We start from the raw sequence: 5,490 nt of genomic DNA, 5'->3' as shown, positions 1-5,490 counted from the left end.
AGCAGAAGCTCTCCCGCGACGAGGTCTGGGCCATCAACGAAGAGACCTCGTTCGCTGACCTGAACATCCGCTACCTGCGGCCGTTCCTGGAAGAAGCTGCCAAGACGCTGCCGGCCAAGCATCCCGCCGCGAAGGACGTCCGACTGCTCACCGAGTGGAACGGCCAGCGCCGGGACCGCGACGGCGACGGCAGCCTCGACGGCCCGCAGCCGGCCATCATGGACGCCTGGTTGCCGATCCTTTTCGAGGAGGTCCTCAAGGACGACCTGCCGGCAGGAGTCTTCGCCAATTACGCAGCGGGCACCGGTCTGGCACGGCCGGCCAACGGCACCAAGCTGGTCTACAACGCACTGCTGGGACCCGACGCCGGTGTCGAACAGAGCATCGACTTCTTCAACGGAGCGGACAAGGAACAACTCCTGCTCGACACCTACGCGGAGGCACTCGAAACGCTTGAAGCCAAGCACGGCGGGGATCGCTCACAGTGGCAAGCACCGACGTCGTACCACTCCTTCGACCACAAGAACTTCATCGGCGTTCCCCAAGCGGACCCGGATGAAGCGCTCACCGGACCGCACTACATGAACCGCGGCACGCAGAACGACCTGGTCGCGCTCTCGGACGAGGGAGCGCAGATGTGCACCGTCGCGCCGCCCGGCCAAAGCGGGTTCATCGCGCCGGACGGCACCAAGTCCCCGCACTATGCCGACCAGCTGCAGATGTACGCGGACTTCGAGTGCAAGACCGAGAACCTCTATCCGGACCAGCTCGACGCCAATCTGGAGAGCGTGCAGGAACTCCCCTAGCTCCATCCCTTTTTGCGCGTACGACGCCGGGGGCGGCCACCTTTCACGGTGGCGCCCCCCGGGCGTTTCCTGCTCGTAGTCGGCCAGACGGAAATCGGCGTCGTACCTCTTGACCGGGTCCCGGCAGCGGAGTATCTTCGTTGTCAACCGCAAGGTTGATAAACAAGAAGGTTGACTACATGGCAAGCGACGACGGCCTCCTGGACCAGGCCTTCATGGCCCTGGCCGATACGGTCCGCCGCCGCATCATCGCCCGGCTGAGCCGGGGTCCGGCCACGGTCAACGAGCTGGCGGAACCCTTCGAGATCACGAAGCAGGCGGTGTCGAAGCACATCCAGGTCCTCGAGCAGGCGCAGCTCGTCACGCGTACCCGCGAGGCGCAGCGCCGGCCCGTCCACCTGAATCCCGCACGGCTGGAGGCGCTCACCGCGTGGATCGACCAGTACCGGCTGGTCCGCGAGGCTCAGTTCCGCAACCTCGACGCCGTGCTCCAAGCCCAGGCCGCAGGACGCGGCCCGCAGCCCAAGGACAGATCATGAGCCACGACCTCAAACTCGACCTCCCGGCCGGACTGCCGTTCATCGACTACGAGCGCGAGTTCGATTACCCGGTCGCCGACGTCTTCCGCGCGCACAAGGATCCAGAGCTCCTCAAGCAATGGCTCGGCCCGCGGCGGCTGCAGATGGAGGTGCAGAACTATGAGTTCCGCACGGGCGGCAGCTACCACTACCTCCACACCAGTCCCGACGGCGACCCCTACTCATTCAGCGGCATCTTCCACACCGTGCGCGAGAACGACTGCATCATCCAGACCTTCGAGTTCGGCGGCTATCCCGACGTTGTGAGCCTCGAATTCATGACCTTCAAGGATTTGGGCGAAGGCCGCTGCCGGCTGGTCGGCCACTCCGTCTACCCGACCCTCGAAGCCCGGGATGGCATGGCGGAGTCCGGCATGGAGTCGGGCATGAGCGAAGGTTACGAGCGCCTCGACGAGCTGCTGGAGTCGGAGCGGGTTTCCTGAAATGACGACGCCGGCGCCTTGCCTCGGCGCCGGACGGCACCTTGGACAGGAGCACACCATGAGCAACGCACTGAAAGTCACCAATCCCGAAGGCCTGCCGTACACCGAGTACGAGCGTGAGTTCGACGTCCCGGCTTCGGCGGTCTTCCGTGCACACATTGACCCGGAGCTTTACCGGCAGTGGATCGGGCCGCGCGGCCTGACCACGCGGATCGAGGAGCACGACTACCGGGCCGGCGGATCCTTCCGCTTCATCCAGCAGGGAAACGACCATGTGGAGTATGCCTTCCGCGGCAGCGTCCACACGGTCCGCGAGAACGAGTTCATCCTCAACACCTTCGAGTACGAGGGGTGGCCGGAGGTGGTCACCCTCGAATACACCCGGTTCGAGGACCTGCCGGGCGGCCGTTCCCGGCTCACCGGGCGCTCCGTCTACCCGACCCTCGATGCCCGGGAGCGCTACCTGGCTGACGGGATGGAGCAAGGCATGACCGAAGGCTACGATCGACTCGACGAACTGCTGGCCGCCGACCGCTAACGGACCGCGCGACGCTGACCGAAAGGAATCCCGATGGACTGGACCTTGGAAGTAGTAATAGTGCCGGTGGAGGACATCGACCGGTCCATCGCGTTCTACCGCGACCAGGCCGGCTTCGCTCTCGACCACCACACAGTCAACGGCGGGATGAACTTCGCCCAGCTGACCCCGCGCGGCTCCGGCTGTTCCATCGTCATCGGGAACCTGCCGGGCCAGAACGACATGGCCCCCGGCTCGCTGCGCGGCCTGCAGCTGGTGGTGGCCGACGCTGCCGCGGCCCGCGAAGAACTGCTCGGCCGCGGCGTTGACTGCAGCGGGATTACCGTTTTCGACGAGCGCGACGGCGGCACGTTCTTCGGCTTCAGCGACCCGGACGGCAATACCTGGGCGGTCCAGCAGATCAAGGCCCGTGCGGACAAGCCGCTCATTCCGCACGAAGCCCGCGGCTGACGAGAGCCGCGGGCTTCGGCGGACCGGCCGGTCCTTGAGGATATTCGGTCCTACCGGCCGGTCTCGTCGGTCAAGCCGGTGGTGCCGGCCGTGCCCGTGGTGCCGGTCGTGCCGGTGGTCCGGGTCGTGCCGAGATTCGGATCGTTGCCCTCGATGACGGTTGTCTCCGTCTCCACGACGATCGCGTCCTCCGGGGTCAGCTGTTCATCATCCTTTTTGCCCGAGGCTGCTGCTGCCACACCGGCGGCCGCAGCACCTGCGGCGGCCACGCCGGCGGCAGCGGCCTTGCCCGAGATGCCCGCCTTGCCCGAATCGCCGCGCGAGGCTGCGGCATCCTCCGTGCCCGGCGTCCCGACCTGGGCGCCTTCATTGACGGTGCCCCGCCAGGCGCCGGTGGCGTAACCCTCGGACTCGATGAACTCCTTGAACCGCTCCAGGTCCCCCTCGGCCTGCTTCTCGACGATATGGAGCTTGTCGCCGACCTTTTCGACCAGGCCCTCGGGTTCATATTCAAGGGACAGCCGGATCGAGGTCTGGCCGCCGCCCACGTCCTCGAACTCGACGGCGCCGGCGTTCGTGGCGCCCTCGGTCGCAGCCCAGGCAACCTTCCGGTCCGGAACCTGTTCCAGAATCTTCGCTTCCCAGCGCCGCTTGACCCCGGCGATCTCGGCAACCCATTCCAGACGGTCGTCGCTGAGCTGGGTCACGCTCTTGACCCCTCCCATGAAGTGGGGAAACTCCTCAAACTGCGTCCACTGGTTGTAGGCAGTGCTGACCGGGACGTTGACGAGGATGCGCTTCTCGACCTTGGTACTCATTGCTTCTCCTCCGAACGGGGTTGGTGCTGACATTGGTTCTCCAATTAGTCAGGTTGCTTACGATACCGGCGCACCAACCGCCCGGCCAGAGGTTCCCCGCAATCCGGAAGTGTCCGGCTTAGCGCCCGAGACGCCCCTGCAGCGCCGCCACCGCTGCCTTGACCCCGGTGGACAGCGTCGGCTCCATGACCGGCGCGAAGAACGGAGAATGGTTCATCGGGACCGGGCTGTCGCCGTCGATCACCTCATCCGAGTGGCCGCCGAACATCCAGTACACAGCCGGCACACCGATCGCCGAGGCCAGGTGGCCGAAGTCCTCGCTGCCCATCAGCGGCGGCACCACGGAAACGGCATCCGGCCCGATCGCGTCACGAAACGCCCCGGCGAGCGCCTCGGCCTCGGCGGGCTCGTTGTAGCAGGCGGGGAAGGTGTAGAGCTCCTCGATCTCCGGCTCCGGCGCCCCGGACGCCGCCGCCTCGGCACTAATGATGCGCCGCACCGCGGCCAGCACGCGCTCCCGCACACCGTTGTCGAAAGTGCGGATGTTCAGCGTGAACTCCGCCGACGCGGGGATGATGTTCTCCTTCAGCCCGCCGTGGAAGGTGCCCACGGTGACGACGGCGGCCTGCCGCGGGTCCAGCTCGCGCGAGACGATGGTCTGCAGCCGCACCACCATGTGGGCGCCGAGCACCACCGGGTCGATGGAGTCCTGCGGCTGCGAGCCGTGCGACTGGCGGCCATGCACGGTCACCTTCAGCGAGTCCGCCATCGCCATGGCGCTGCCGACCGACAGCGAAACCGTCCCGGCGCGGCCGGGCATGACGTGCTGGCCGTAGATGATTTCCGGCTTCGGCGCGCGGTCCCACAGCCCGTCGGCGACCATCGCGGCGGCGCCGGCGGCGGTCTCCTCGCCCGGCTGGAAGATCAGCACCAAGGTGCCGGCCCAGGCCTCGCGGGCCTCCGCGAACATGCGCGCGACGGTCAGCAGCACCGCCGTGTGGGTGTCGTGGCCGCAGCCGTGCATGACCGGAACCTCCGTTCCGTCCGGCAGCGTCCCGGTGGCGGTGCTGGCATAGTCCAGGCCGGTGTCTTCCTGGATGGGCAGCCCGTCGGTGTCGGCACGGAAGCCGACCACGGGGCCGTCCCCGTTACGCAGCACGCCGACCACGCCGGTGCCGCCGCAGCGGAAATTCTCGATGCCGAGGCCGTCCAGTTGCCGCTCGATCAGCTCCGCCGTGTGGTGCTCCTGCATGGACAGTTCCGGGTGGGCGTGCAGGTGCCGGTAGAGCTCGTGCAGCCCGGCCCGCTGGCCGTCGGTCAGGGCCAGCCCGGTGGCGGTGTCGAGGGCAGCGAAGGTATCGGTCATGGTCTCTCCTGTGGTTCTATGCTTTCGATCTGCTGCCGCCTGGCGTCGAATTTTCGACGGCGGCGCCGAGCCTAGTTTTCGACGGCGGCCGGCTGCTTCCGGTCGCGGGCCACCCATGAGATGGCGATGGTCGCGATGACCACGATGCCCGTGGTCAGGAAGGCGATAGCCGGGGCCAGCGGCAGCAGGACGAACTGGACCAGCAGCGTCACCACAATGGCGATTGCGGTGATCCGAGGCTGCTTGATGGCCAAAATCGCCTGCACGATCACGGCTCCCAGCACCGAGGGCAGGATGTAGAGCCGGACCACGTCGATCACGTCGGCCGGGATGAGGCTGATCAGCCACGTGCCCAGGATGCCGACGAACACCGCCAGCGACAGCAGGTGGATGGCCGCGGCGCCGCAGATCGCTGCCACCGCCGCGAAGTCGCCCCGGCGGGTGCCCGGCTTGGCGCCGATCCGGTTCTGCGCCACCAGGCCGAGGGCAGC

At 67.1% G+C, this 5,490-nt stretch carries 7 protein-coding genes and 1 pseudogene; 5 read left to right on the top strand and 3 right to left on the bottom strand.

Annotation, left to right across the window (positions count from 1 at the left end; all coding sequences use genetic code 11):
* The 5 genes from D477_RS00045 to D477_RS00025 form a co-directional block, all read left to right on the top strand.
* On the top strand, window positions 1–806 hold an 806-nt coding region (locus tag D477_RS00045), incomplete at its 5' end, for a penicillin acylase family protein (protein WP_005266066.1).
* A 179-nt stretch (window positions 807–985) separates the two neighbouring features.
* Window positions 986–1,345, top strand: a complete 360-nt coding sequence (locus D477_RS00040) for an ArsR/SmtB family transcription factor (protein WP_005266064.1) — start codon at window positions 986–988, stop codon at window positions 1,343–1,345.
* A complete protein-coding gene (locus D477_RS00035) occupies window positions 1,342–1,827 on the top strand; it encodes an SRPBCC family protein (RefSeq protein WP_005266063.1) in 486 nt (161 codons plus the stop codon). Before D477_RS00040 ends, D477_RS00035 begins: the two co-directional genes overlap by 4 nt.
* A gap of 58 nt (window positions 1,828–1,885) precedes the next feature.
* Window positions 1,886–2,365, top strand: coding sequence for an SRPBCC family protein (locus tag D477_RS00030; RefSeq protein WP_005266062.1), 480 nt, complete (start codon window positions 1,886–1,888; stop codon window positions 2,363–2,365).
* A 33-nt stretch (window positions 2,366–2,398) separates the two neighbouring features.
* Entirely contained in the window at window positions 2,399–2,815 is a 417-nt protein-coding gene (locus tag D477_RS00025) for a VOC family protein (RefSeq protein WP_005266061.1), read from the top strand.
* A 50-nt stretch (window positions 2,816–2,865) separates the two neighbouring features.
* On the opposite strand, the gene D477_RS00020 is transcribed toward D477_RS00025, so the two are convergent.
* The 3 genes and pseudogenes from D477_RS00020 to D477_RS22450 all read right to left on the bottom strand — a co-directional run.
* Window positions 2,866–3,633 (bottom strand): SRPBCC family protein, encoded by a 768-nt coding sequence (locus D477_RS00020; protein WP_005266060.1) that lies wholly within the window; start codon window positions 3,631–3,633, stop codon window positions 2,866–2,868.
* 118 nt (window positions 3,634–3,751) lie between these two features.
* Window positions 3,752–4,999, bottom strand: a complete 1,248-nt coding sequence (locus D477_RS00015; protein WP_005266059.1) for an amidohydrolase — start codon at window positions 4,997–4,999, stop codon at window positions 3,752–3,754.
* A gap of 71 nt (window positions 5,000–5,070) precedes the next feature.
* Window positions 5,071–5,490: pseudogene (locus D477_RS22450) on the bottom strand (hypothetical protein); the annotation flags it as partial.

It is taken from the genome of Arthrobacter crystallopoietes BAB-32 (assembly GCF_000328305.2).
Taxonomy (GTDB): domain Bacteria; phylum Actinomycetota; class Actinomycetes; order Actinomycetales; family Micrococcaceae; genus Crystallibacter; species Crystallibacter crystallopoietes_A.
Note: the sequence above shows the minus strand (reverse complement) of the source record. Positions and strands in the feature narration are given on the sequence as shown.